Genomic DNA, 11,779 nt, shown 5'->3' with positions numbered 1-11,779 from the left:
TCGTAACACGGTAATCGCCGACCTTGTCCTCCCAGGTCACCGCCCTAGTCTGGACATCACCCAAGGGCCGTTCCCGCCACGGGGACGGCCGAAGGGGCCGGGGGGTTCCGTGAGGATTGTCGTCGATCTCAACCGTTGTGAGGGCTACGCCCAGTGCGCCTTCCTGGCGCCGGACGTCTTCTCCATGCACGGCGAGGAGGCCCTGATGTACGACCCGGGCCCCGGCGAGGAGCGGCGCGAACAGGTCCTGCGGGCCGCGGCGGCCTGCCCGGTGCAGGCCATCACCGTCGAGTGGGACACCGCGCGACGGCCAGGGGGAGCGCTGACCGATGTCGGCTGAGACGGCCGCACGGGAGCTCAGACGGCGGGGCCGGGTGGTCGTCGTCGGAGCCTCCCTCGCGGGGCTGCACGGAGCCGAGGCGCTGCGCGCCGGAGGCTTCACCGGATCGCTGACCGTGATCGGCGACGAGCCGCGCGAGCCGTACGACAGGCCGCCCCTGTCCAAGCAGGTCCTGCTGGGCAGGACGGCGGCGGAGGCGACCACACTGCCGCGCGCCCGCGACCTCGACGTCCGCTGGCGGCTCGGCGTGGCTGCGACCGGGCTCAACCTGGCCGAACGGCGGGTCAGCCTCGCCGACGGCGACGAGATCGAGTACGACCGCCTGCTCATCGCGACCGGCACCCGCGCCAGGCCGTGGTTCAAGGAGACGGAGGCCGCCCTCGACGGGGTGTTCGTCCTGCGCACCGCCGACGACGCCGCCGGGCTCAACCGGCATCTGGCGGCGGGCCCCCGCCGGGTGCTGGTCGTCGGAGCCGGGTTCACCGGCTCGGAGATCGCCTCCGCCTGCCGGGAGAGGGGCCTTGAGGTCACGGTCGCCGAGCGCGGCCCCGCCCCCCTCGTCGGGGCGCTCGGCGGCGTCGTGGGCGCGGTCGCGGCGCGGCTGCAGCGTGAGCACGGCGTGGACCTGCGCTGCGGCGTCACGGTGACCGCTCTGGAGGGCGACGCCGCGGGACGGCTCAGGCGCGCCCACCTTTCCGACGGGAGCGCGATCGACGCCGACGTCGCGGTGGTCGGGCTCGGCGCGATACGCAACACCGAGTGGCTCGCCGGATCGGGGCTGGCCGCCGGGCCGAGGGGCGTCGCCTGCGACGCGGGATGCCGCGCCTTCGACGTCCACGGCATCGTCACCGACGACGTCTTCGTCGCCGGGGACGTCGCCAGGTCACCCCACCCGCTCTTCGGCTACCAGTTCCTCTCGCTCGAACATTGGGGCAACGCGGTCGAGCAGGCCGAGATCGCCGCCCACAACATGATCAACTCAGGGCTCGACCGCCGCCCCTACCTGTGGGTCCCGGCCTTCTGGTCCGCCCAGTTCGGGGTCAACATCAAGTCCATCGGCGTCCCGCCCATGGGGGAGGAGATCGTCGTCACGCAGGGTGCCCTGGAGGAGGACCGCTTCGTCGTGACGTACGGCTTCCAGGGGCGCGTCATCGCCGCGGTCGCCTTCGACCAGGCCAGATGGATCGACTTCTACCGCAGGCTGATCGAGTCGGCGGCGCCCTTCCCGCCCGACTTCCCCAACGTGGACAGGCGCGCCGGGGGCATCCGGCCGATCCCCGCCGACTTCCCCGACCCCTCCCTGCCGAGCCACGGCCCGACCGTGACGCTGAGCGGATACGCGCCCAGCGAGCGCAGACTCCAGTTCACCCCGGCCCGCGCCTGACCGGCGACGCGCCAGACGACGCCCGAGGATCTGAGGACCGTGAGGACCGTGAGGAAGCAGCCATGACGCAGGGCACCCTGCTGCGGCAGATCACCGACTACGCCAACCGCGCCGACCCCTACCCGCTGTACGCCGAGCTCCGCAGGACACCGGTCTCACGGCAGGACGACGGGGTGTACGCGGTCAGCACCTACTGGGAGATCCTCAGCCTGCTGCACGACCCGAGGATCAGCTCCGACATCCGTAACCGGCTGCCGGGCGCGGCGGGCGGCCTGCCGCCCGACGCAGAGGAGGACACGGACCTGCCGCCCAGCTTCATCAGGCTCGACCCGCCCGAGCACGACCGGTTGCGGCGGCTGGCGATGCGGCCGTTCGGGCCGCCGCACACCCCCCGGCGGATCCACGACATGCGCGGGGAGCTCAGCCGGATGGTCACCGGCCTGATCGACGACCTGGGGGACAGGCGGGAGGCGGACCTGGTCGACGACTTCGCCTACCCCTTCCCCGTGATGGTGATCTGCAGGCTCCTCGGTGTGCCCCACGAGGACGAGGCGCGCTTCCACGTCTGGGCGGAGAGGATCGTCGCGGGCATCGACCCGAGTTCGTCCGAGGACCCCGCGCAGCGGCAGCTCACCGCCCAGCAGGCCCGGGTCGAGCTGGGCCGCTATCTCGCCGGGCTCGCCGAGGAGCACCGCCGTACACCCGGCGACGACCTGCTGTCGGCCATGGTCACCGCGCAGGACCCGCAGGGACGCCTGACACCGATCGAGATGATCACAACGGCCGTCCTGCTGTTCATCGCGGGCCACGAGACCACCGTCAACCTCATCACCAACGGGATGCTCACCCTGCTGCGCCACCCCGAGGCCCTGGCCAGGCTCAGCAAGGAGCCGGAGCTGGCCGTACCGCTGGTCGAGGAGCTGCTGCGCTTCGAGCCGCCGGTGCAGTTCCTGCCGCAGCGCACCGCCCTGGCCGACATCGAGGTCGCCGGGACCGTCATCCCGAAGGGGGCGCCGATCTGGCTCGTACTGGCCTCGGGAAGCCGCGACCCCAGGCGTTTCGACGAGCCCGACAGGTTCGACCCGGAACGGGCGGACAACCAGCACTTCGGCTTCGGCAGTGGAGTCCACTACTGCTTCGGCGCGCCGCTGGCCCGCCTTGAGGCGCAGATCGCGCTGACCCAGCTGGCCCGCAGGCTCAGCGACCCCGGGCTCGCCGAAGACCCGCCGCCCTACCGGCGGAATCCGGTCCTGCGCGGCCCCCGCCACCTCAGGGTCGCCTTCGACGGCCTGACGGGGTAGGCCGGACGGCCGTCAGCTCAGGTAGTCGCGCAGCGCCTGGGACCTGGACGGGTGACGCAGCTTGGACATGGTCTTGGACTCGATCTGGCGGATGCGCTCCCGGGTGACCCCGTAGACCTTGCCGATCTCGTCCAGCGTCTTCGGCTGGCCGTCGGTCAGCCCGAACCGCAGGGCCATCACCCCGGCCTCACGCTCGGACAGGGTGTCGAGGACGGCGTGCAGCTGCTCCTGCAGCAGCCCGAACGCCACCGCCTCGTCGGGGGTGATCGCCTCGGAGTCCTCGATGAGGTCGCCGAACTCGCTGTCGCCCTCCGTGCCGAGCGGGCTGTGCAGGGAGATCGGCTCCCGGCCGTACCGCTGGACCTCGACGACCTTCTCCGGGGTCATCTCCAGCTCGCGGGCCAGCTCCTCCGAGGTCGGCTCACGGCCCAGGTCGGACATCATCTGCCGGTGCACCCGGGCCAGCTTGTTGATCACCTCGACCATGTGGACCGGGATGCGGATCGTCCGCGCCTGGTCGGCCATCGCCCGGGTGATCGCCTGCTTGATCCACCACGTGGCGTAGGTGGAGAACTTGAACCCCTTGGTGTAGTCGAACTTCTCCACCGCGCGGATCAGGCCCAGGTTGCCCTCCTGGATCAGGTCCAGGAAGAGCATGCCCCGGCCGGTGTAGCGCTTGGCCAGCGAGACCACCAGACGCAGGTTGGCCTCAAGAAGGTGGTCCTTGGCGTGACGGCCGTCCTCGGCGATCCACTCCAGCTCGGCGCGCACGTCGACCGGCAGCCGGTCGCCCTCGACCTCTAGCTGTTCCTCGGCGAACAGGCCGGCCTCGATGCGCTTGGCCAGCTCGACCTCCTGCTCGGCGTTGAGCAGGGGAACCTTGCCGATCTGCCGGAGGTAGTCCTTGACCGGGTCCACACTCGCACCCGCGACCGTCACCAGGGCGTCGGGCGTCTCGTCATCGTCGTCGGCCAAGATCAGCACGTTTTCCTCAGCGGAGGCCGTCACGGCGATCACATCCTTCATGGAGCCGGCAGGGCAAACACCTGTGCATTTCAACGTACGTCCTGCACGGGTGTGCTGCGGCCACTCAGGGGCGGCGTGGCGCGGGACATCCGGGGCCGGTGGGGTGCGCGGTACGGCGGCCGCACGCCACCGAGAAGGGCACAGCGGTGGTCACTGTGACGGTTCCGGCCTCTCGGGACAGGAGATCCCTCATCGGACGCGTGATTTCGCTCCCTTCCTCGTCGGCGTTCCTGGAACGCGGTGGAGAACGACCCGGAAACACCCGCGACGCGGCGCGGCGGGCCCAGGTCGTCAACGTTCTCCGCCGGCGACCGGACGGCGAGCGAAAGATGACCCGCAACGAGGGGTACGGCGGGCCGCCATGCCGTGAAAGCGCTTGTCGTGATGGATGATGATCTCGCCGGAGACGCGAGGAGAACCGGCTTCCGGCCTGTTGGGGCGTGTGCAACAATCGCCGGGCGAGTTCCCGGTGTCGAAGGGCCCGCCGGAGGCTCGGACGGCCGCCTCCGGCTGTCTCCCGGCGTCACCTCGCGCGGGCACCGGGGGACCGGACCGAGGAGGTGGGGGCGCTGCCGCGTGGCGAGCGACCACTGGACGAGGGGAACAGCGCGCTGCTGCGGTTCGCGGCCGAACTGCGCGAGCTGAGGGAGAAGGCGGGTGGCCCGCCGTACCGGCTGCTGGCACGCAGGGCGCGCTACTCGGTGGCGACGCTGTCCGGCGCGGCGGCGGGCAGGAGACTGCCGAGCCTGGCGGTGACCCTGGCCTACGTCGGCGCCTGCGGGGGCGACGGCACCGAGTGGGAGCGGCGCTGGCACGAGGTGGCCGCGGAACTCTCGGGGAGCGGCCCGCGGGAGACAGGGGAACGGGCGGCCGGACAGGAACCGCCGTACGTCGGCCTGGCGGCCTTCCGCAGTGAGGACGCCGACCGGTTCTTCGGCCGCGAGCGGCTCGTCGAGGAGTTACGGACCCGTCTGGCGCGGCGGAGACTGGTCGCGCTCTTCGGCACCTCGGGCGCGGGGAAGTCCTCGCTGCTGCGGGCCGGGCTGGTGCCGCGCAGGAGGGCCGAGGGCGGACAGGGCCCCGTGGTGCTGTTCACCCCGGGTCCGCGCCCCCTGGAGGAGTGCGCGCTCCAGCTCGCCCGGCTCACCGGGGACGCCCCGGGCGGGTTGTGCGAAGAACTGGCGGCCGGCCCGCACGGCCTGCACCGGATCGTCCGCCGGGCCCTGGCCGGCCGGCCGGAACAGGCCGAGCTGCTGCTGGTCGTCGACCAGTTCGAGGAGGTCTTCACCCTCTGCGACGACGAGACGGAGCGCGGCCGTTTCTTCGCGGCGCTGGTCACCGCGGCCGGCGCGGGCGACAGCCGCTGCCGGGTCGTGCTCGGGGTGCGCGCCGACTTCTACGCCCACTGCACCCGCCACCCGGACCTGGTCGAGGCCTTCGCCGACGCGCAGCTCGCCGTTGGACCCATGACCACCGACGAGTTGCGCCGCGCCGTCGTGCAGCCCGCGGTCCGCGCGGGCTGCACGGTCGAGACCGCGCTGCTGACCGCCGTCGTGGCCCAGGCGAACGGGCAGGCGGGAACGCTGCCCTCGCTCTCGCACGCCCTGCTGGAGACCTGGCGCAGACGCAGGGGGAACGCGCTGACCCTGGCGGGCTTCCAGGCGGCGGGCGGCCTGCACGGCGCGCTCGCGCAGACGGCCGAGTCGCTCTACGCCGCCTTCGGCCCCCGGAGGCAGCGGCTGGTCAAGAGCCTGTTCCTGCGGCTGACCGCCCTCGGCGAGGGCACCGAGGACACCAAGCGGCCCGTCTTCCGCCGTGAGCTCGACCAGGACGACCCCGACACCCCGGTCGTCCTGGAACGCCTGGCGGCCGCGCGCCTCATCACCCTCGACCGCGAAACCGTGGAGATCTCCCACGAGGCGCTGCTGGGCGCATGGCCCCGGCTGCGCGGCTGGCTGGCCGAGGACCGTGAGGGGCTGCGCGTCCACCGCAGGCTCACCGAGGCGACCGGCACCTGGGAGTCGCTCGGTCACGACCCGGGAGCCCTCTACCGGGGGGTCGGGCTCGCCCAGGCGCAGAGCTGGGCCGAGACGGGAGACGCCGTGCTCACCGGCAGGGAGCGCGCCTTCCTCGACGCCAGCCTGGCCGCGCGGGCCGCCGAGCTCGACGCAGGCAGGCGGCACACCCGCCGCCTGCGTCAGCTCGTCGCCGCGCTCACCGCGCTGCTCCTGCTGGCCGTCACCGCCGTCGTCTACGCCGCCGACGCCAACGGCACGGCCACCCGCCAGCGCAACATCGCCGTCTCCCAGAAGGCCGCGGGCGAGGCCGCCGCGCTGCGCGCGACCAACCCCGCCCTGGCCGCCCAGATCGGGCTCGCCGCCTACCGGCTGGTGCCGACGGAGCAGGCCAGGGGGACCCTGCTGAGCGCCTTCGCCACCCCCTACGCCACCCGCCTGACCGGGCACACCGACAACGTCGGCGCGGTCGCCTTCAGCCCCGGCGGGCACACGCTGGCCAGTGCGAGCCGCGACCGTACCGTGCGGTTGTGGGACCTGGCCGACCCCCACCGCCCGGCGGCGCTCGCGGTCCTGACGGGGCACACCGGCGGCGTCGGCGCGCTCGCCTTCAGCCCGGACGGGCGCACGCTGGCCAGCGCCGGGCAGGACCGTACGGTGCGGTTGTGGGACCTGGGCGGCCCTCGCCGCGCCGCGGCGCCGGTCGTCCTCACCGGGCACACCGGCGATGTGAACGCGGTGGCGTTCAGCCCCGACGGACGGGTGCTCGCCAGCGCGGGAACCGACCGCACGGTGCGCCTGTGGGACGTCGCCGACCCCGCGCGCCCCAGACCGCTGGCCCGCGTGACCGGGCACGACGACGCCGTCGTCTCGGTCGCCTTCGACCCGCGAGGCCGCACCCTCGCCAGCGCCGGGCAGGACCGCACGGTGCGGCTGTGGGATCTCACCCGGTCGCGGGCCCCTGCCCGGACGGCGGTCCTGACCGGGCACACCGGCACCGTGAACGCGGTGGCGTTCAGCCCGGACGGCCGCTCGCTGGCCAGCGCGAGCCAGGACCGCACCGTCCGGCTGTGGGACACCGGCGACCCCGGGAAGGTCCGGGAGAGACGTGTCCTGCGCGGCCACGCCGACGGCGTGCGCTCGGTGGCCTTCAGCCCGGGAGGACGCGACCTGGCCGGCGCGAGCACGGACCGCACGGTGCGGATGTGGGACGTGTCCGACTCCGGCGCCGAGGAGCCCGCCGTGCTGTCGGGCCAGGCCGGGGCGGTCGTCTCGGTGGCCTTCGCCCCCGGCGGCAGGAGCCTGGCCAGTGCCAGCGACGACCACACCGTCTGGGTGTGGGACCTGCCGGGTCCCGTACTCGCCGCGCACCGCGACACGGTCTGCTCCGTCGCCTTCAGCCCCGACCGGCGCGCCCTGGCCAGCGGGGGATCGGACCGTACGGCGTGGCTGTGGGACGTCGCCGACCCCTTCAGGCCCAGGGCGCTGAGCGAGCTGACCGCGCACCGCGGCCCGGTGTGCGGGCTCGCCTTCGCCCCCGGTGGCCGTGTCCTGGCCACGGCGGGCCGCGACCGCACGGTGCGGCTGTGGGAGGTCACCGACCTGCTCCGTCCGAAGGCCCTGGCGACGCTCACGGACTTCGCCGGCGACGTCAACGCGGTGGCCTTCTCGCCCGACGGCCGTCTCCTGGCCACGGTGGGACCCGACCGCGAGGTGCGGTTGTGGGACGTCTCCCGTCCGGTCCGGCCGGAGCCGGTGGCGACGCTGACGGGTCACACCGACGGGGTGAGCGCGGTGGTCTTCTCCCCGGACGGGAAGGCGCTGGCCACCGGCGGCTGGGACCGTACGGTGCGGTTGTGGGACGTCTCCCGTCCGGTCCGGCCGGAGCCGGTGGCGACGCTGACGGGTCACACCGACGGGGTGAGCGCGGTGGCGTTCTCCCCGGACGGGAAGGTGCTGGCCGGCTCCGGCTTCGACCGCACCGTCAGGCTGTGGGACGTCTCCCGCCCGGGGAGCGCTCGGCCCCTGTCCACGCTGACCCCGCACACCGACACCGTCTACGCCGTGGCGTTCGCCCCCCGGGGCCACATCCTGGCCACGGCCGGAGCCGACCGCACGGTGCGGTTGTGGGACACGACCGACCCGCGCCTGCCCGTGGAGCTGGCCACCCTCGGCGGCCACACCGAGGGGATCCACGCGCTGGCGTTCAGCCCGGACGGGCACACCCTGGCCACCGCGGGCCGGGACCGCAGGGTGCGGCTGTGGGAGATCGACTCCGAGCGCGCCGCCGCCCTGGTGTGCGCCGTCGCGCACCCCAGGATCACCCGCGCCGAGTGGGGTCACCACTTCCCCGACATGCCGTACGAGCCACCCTGCCGGTGACCACCCGGTGACCACGGACAGCACACAGGGAGAAGACAGCCGGTTCGCACCGATGCATGCTGGGGCAGAACGCGCCGCCGCGGTGAGGTGTTCGGCAGACCTCCTTCCCTGGAGGTTCCCTGCGAGTTTCCCTGCGAGAGGACAGGCTCGTGACCCAGTTGCAGGACGTGATCTCCGACCTGGCCGCGGAGGGCGAGGAAGTCGACCGCATGGTCGAAGGCCTCGACGCCGACGGGTGGGCGCTTCCCACCCCCGCGCCCGGATGGACGATCAGACACCAGATCGCGCACCTCACCTTCATCTTCCGCCTGGCCGAACTGGCGGCCTCCGACCCCGAGACGTTCGGGGCGCTGGCCGCGCGGGCGGGCAAGGACTTCGACGGGGCGGTGAACGCCGCCCTCGCGGACTATCTGGACGACCCGCCGGAGAAACTGCTGGCCCGCTGGCGGGCGGGACGCGCGGCGTCGCTCGCGGCGCTCGCCGCGGTGCCGGAGAACCAGGTCGTGCCGTGGCTGGTCAGGCCGCTTCCGCCCGCCGTGCTCGGCTGCGCCGGATACATGGAACTCTTCGGGCACGGCCAGGACATCGCCGACGCGCTCGGGGTACGGCGGGAGCCGACGGACCGGATCAGGCACCTGGCCTGGTTCGCCACCCTGACCAGGGACTTCGGCTACCAGGCGCGGGGCCTGACGCCGCCGGGTGAGGAGTTCCGCTTCGAGCTGACCGCGCCCTCCGGCGAGTCGTGGGCCTTCGGGCCCCAGGACGCCGGGCAGCGGGTCGTCGGCCCGGCCCACGACTTCTGCCTGCTCGTGGTCAGGCGCAGGCACCGTGCCGACCTCGCGCTCACCGCCTCGGGGGCGGAGGCCGACCGGTGGCTGGACATCGCCCAGGCCTACCGGGGGCCCGCAGGCCAGGGCCGTACCCCGGGACAGTTCGCCACCCGCTGACGGAAAACCCGCGACGACCCCCACGACGACCTCCGCGACGACCCCGCGCGGCCCGGGGCGCGCCCACGACGGGCGCGCACCGGGCCGCGCACGCGTGGGGCGGATGACGTGATCCGTCCGCCGGGGTGGCGCAATCCAAGAGATGCGTCACGACCCGTGGGAAGGGAGCATGAAAGGGTCACCCGAGCAGGGAGGTCCCATGCCCACCGTCTTCGGATCGCTGCGCAGCCTGCTGCTCGCGCCCTCCCTGGCCGAGGTGACCTTCGCGGGGCGCGGCTTCCAGGTCGTCCCCTCCGAGGCGACCCGGCGCCTGGAGGCGATCCCCCAGGCGGTGGTGTGCGGGTTCGAGTGGGGCGTCAACGCGCGGGACCAGTGGGAGGTCGAGCGCAGGCTCGCGATGGTCGACCGGGAACTGCGCGGCTTCGCCTACGAGGGCGCGACGATGGCCTGCGCCGTCCTCGACGCGATGGGCGGCGGCCGTGGCACCCGCACCCGCGACCTCCTGCTCGGCCCCGGCAGGCCGCACCTCTTCCTGACCTACATCGGCATCGGGTTCGCGCTCGCCCGGCTGCCGAGGGTGCTGTGGAGCAGGGCGGTTCCCGACCTGACGGGCCTGCCGTACCACCCGACGATGAGCTGGCTGGCCGTCGACGGGTACGGCTTCGACCGCGCCTACTTCGACACCGCGCGCTGGGTCGGCCGGCAGCGCGTGGCCGCGCCCTACCCGTGGGAGGGCATGCCGGACTACTTCCCGAGGGCGGCGGACCAGGGGGTCGGCCGGGCGCTGTGGTTCGTCCACGGAGGCCGTCCCGGCGACGTCGCGGCCACGGTCGGGCGCTTCGCGGAACACCGGAGGGCCGACCTGTGGAGCGGCGTCGGGCTGGCGGCGGCGTTCGCGGGCGGGGCGGAGGCGGAGGATCTGGCCGCGCTGCGCGAGGAGGCCGCCGGGCACGGGGCGGAACTGGCCCAGGGCGCGGTCTTCGCGGCCAAGGCCCGCCACTACGCGGGGTTCGTGCCGCCGCACACCGAGACGGCGGTCCGGGCCCTGGCGGACCTGACCGCGGAGGCCGCGGTCGCGCTCGCGGACGACTCGGCCGTCGAGCGGGGCTCCGGCGGGCTGCCCGCCTACGAGCTGTGGCGCGGGAAGGTGCGCGCCCACCTGTCCCTGCGGACGGGCTGACGGCGGACGCCGCATTTCCGCGTAATTGTTGCGGCCTTTTTGTGAATTGATGGCGCGGGACCATCCGCTGTCGTCGCCGTTAATCATGCGCCCGATTGCAGGAAGGCTTCCTTTGCGTTTCCGTGAGCACGTTTGAAGTAGACAGTCGGTCAAGGTGCCTGTGTAGATTTGTCGGCAGATGGGCGAGGAGACGAATCTATCCGGAATAAGGGGCGTGAGGCGGCAAGTGGCCAATGCGTTGAGGGCGCTGAGGCGCCGAATTCTGACCCCGGGCGTCTCGGCCACGAAACTCGGGACGCGCGGTTTCAATGAGAAAAGCCCACAGGCGAGGGAATTGCTGGAAACGATTGGTGAATCGTTTCTGGCCGGTTACGCGCACGTGGCCGGTTCACGCTCGGCCCGTGAGGCGGAACAGCGGCTTGAGACGATTCCCACCCGTTTCCGCGGCTTCGCCTACGAGGGCGCGGGCATGGGTTCCGCCGTACTGGACGCCCTGCCGTTCACCGGAGGCCGCAGAACGGGAGACCTCCTCGCCGGGCGCGGTGACGACCACCTCTACATGGTCTACGTCGGGGTCGGCTGGGCGATGGCCAGACTGCCGCGTTTCCTGTGGCCCGACGTCTCGGCCTACGATCCGCTGCTGCGCTGGCTCGTCCTCGACGGGTACGGCTTCCACCAGGCCTACTTCCACACCGGCCGATACGTCCACGCCCGTTTCCGCGACCCCGACTTCCCCTGGACGGCCGACCGCTTCCGCTGGTACGCCGGGCACGCCATCGACCAGGGCGTGGGACGGGCCATGTGGTTCGTCGGCGGGACGGACGTGGAACTCGTCGCCACGATGATCGACGGATTCCCCGAGGAACGCAGGGCCGACCTGTACGCGGGCGCCGGGCTGGCCGCCAGCTACGCGGGCGGCGCGGAGGAGGGGGAACTGCTGGCCTTCTGGGAGCGCGCGGGCCGATACCGCCCGCAGATCGCCCAGGGCTGCGCGTTCGCGGCCGAGGCCAGGCAACGGGCCGGCCTCGTGGTGCCGCACACGCTCCTGGCCACCCGGGTCTTCTGCGACATGACCCCGGAACAGGCGGCGCGGATCAGTGAGAAGGCCCGTCCCGACGGGCCCGTCCAGGGCGAGGTGCCCGCCTACGAGGTGTGGCGGCGGCGCATCGCCGACGAGTTCGCATCCCTTGGGAGGTGTTAGGAC

General features: G+C 73.0%; 7 protein-coding genes and 1 pseudogene. 7 read left to right on the top strand and 1 reads right to left on the bottom strand.

The genetic code is table 11. From position 1 onward, the window contains the following. Positions 1-109 precede the first annotated feature (109 nt). From ACIBVQ_RS19200 to ACIBVQ_RS19190, 3 genes are all read left to right on the top strand, one after another. Entirely contained in the window at positions 110-340 is a 231-nt protein-coding gene (locus tag ACIBVQ_RS19200; protein ID WP_352012654.1) for a ferredoxin, read from the top strand. Then, complete coding sequence (locus ACIBVQ_RS19195; RefSeq protein WP_352012653.1) at positions 330-1,724, top strand: FAD-dependent oxidoreductase; 1,395 nt, start codon at positions 330-332, stop codon at positions 1,722-1,724. Before ACIBVQ_RS19200 ends, ACIBVQ_RS19195 begins: the two co-directional genes overlap by 11 nt. A gap of 62 nt (positions 1,725-1,786) precedes the next feature. Beyond that, entirely contained in the window at positions 1,787-3,025 is a 1,239-nt protein-coding gene (locus ACIBVQ_RS19190; protein WP_399178872.1) for a cytochrome P450, read from the top strand. Between the two features lie 12 nt (positions 3,026-3,037). On the opposite strand, the pseudogene ACIBVQ_RS19185 reads toward ACIBVQ_RS19190, so the two are convergent. Next, a pseudogene (locus ACIBVQ_RS19185) lies at positions 3,038-4,018 on the bottom strand (RNA polymerase sigma factor); the annotation flags it as partial. A gap of 593 nt (positions 4,019-4,611) precedes the next feature. Here ACIBVQ_RS19185 and ACIBVQ_RS19180 point away from each other — a divergent pair. From ACIBVQ_RS19180 to ACIBVQ_RS19165, 4 genes are all read left to right on the top strand, one after another. Continuing rightward, positions 4,612-8,448: a hypothetical protein gene (locus ACIBVQ_RS19180; protein WP_399178870.1), complete on the top strand. Its 3,837-nt coding sequence runs from the start codon at positions 4,612-4,614 to the stop codon at positions 8,446-8,448. 149 nt (positions 8,449-8,597) lie between these two features. Continuing rightward, entirely contained in the window at positions 8,598-9,395 is a 798-nt protein-coding gene (locus ACIBVQ_RS19175; protein WP_362917003.1) for a TIGR03084 family metal-binding protein, read from the top strand. Positions 9,396-9,594: 199 nt separating this feature from the next. Further along, positions 9,595-10,575, top strand: coding sequence for a DUF1702 family protein (locus tag ACIBVQ_RS19170; RefSeq protein WP_352012649.1), 981 nt, complete (start codon positions 9,595-9,597; stop codon positions 10,573-10,575). A 178-nt stretch (positions 10,576-10,753) separates the two neighbouring features. Next, a complete protein-coding gene (locus ACIBVQ_RS19165; protein ID WP_352012648.1) occupies positions 10,754-11,776 on the top strand; it encodes a DUF1702 family protein in 1,023 nt (340 codons plus the stop codon). Positions 11,777-11,779: the final 3 nt, after the last annotated feature.

Source organism: Streptosporangium sp. NPDC049376, assembly GCF_044466505.1.
Taxonomy (GTDB): domain Bacteria; phylum Actinomycetota; class Actinomycetes; order Streptosporangiales; family Streptosporangiaceae; genus Streptosporangium.
The sequence above is the reverse complement of the archived record's forward strand: the minus strand, read 5'-3'. Positions and strand labels throughout refer to the sequence as shown.

Excerpts from the sequence above, each read along its gene's own strand:
- ACIBVQ_RS19195 (WP_352012653.1), top strand. The coding sequence starts at position 330 with ATGTCGGCTGAGACGGCCGCACGGGAGCTCAGACGGCGGGGCCGGGTG.
- ACIBVQ_RS19190 (WP_399178872.1), top strand. The coding sequence starts at position 1,787 with ATGACGCAGGGCACCCTGCTGCGGCAGATCACCGACTACGCCAACCGC.
- ACIBVQ_RS19170 (WP_352012649.1), top strand. The coding sequence starts at position 9,595 with ATGCCCACCGTCTTCGGATCGCTGCGCAGCCTGCTGCTCGCGCCCTCC.
- ACIBVQ_RS19165 (WP_352012648.1), top strand. The coding sequence starts at position 10,754 with ATGGGCGAGGAGACGAATCTATCCGGAATAAGGGGCGTGAGGCGGCAA.